Here is a 257-nt window from a genome sequence, read left to right as displayed (position 1 = left end):
ACCGAGTTCTATACGGATTTCCTCCACAAGCATCGCAACGAGCAAATTGTGACCTTGCTGCTCGAACGGAGCGCTGAACGTCGAACAGGAATCAGCTTTCAGCGATCGTCCGTTCAGGACGGCGCCGGGGAAACGCTATCGCAAGGAACAGTCGGTACCTATTTCCGCTCTTTCATGGCCGCACTCGGGCGGCGAGGTCAATCGATGGCCAACAATCTCAAGCTGGTGGAAGACGCCTTCGCTGCATTGGATGAGGC

At 56.0% G+C, this 257-nt stretch carries 1 protein-coding gene; it reads left to right on the top strand.

The window, feature by feature from the left end; all coding sequences use genetic code 11:
- Window positions 1-257, top strand: a 257-nt coding sequence (locus ACVA58_RS28300) for a hypothetical protein (protein WP_446513556.1), incomplete at both ends; no start/stop codon positions are given.

This window comes from Photobacterium sp. DNB22_13_2, from assembly GCF_052873915.1.
Note: the sequence above shows the minus strand (reverse complement) of the source record. Positions and strands in the feature narration are given on the sequence as shown.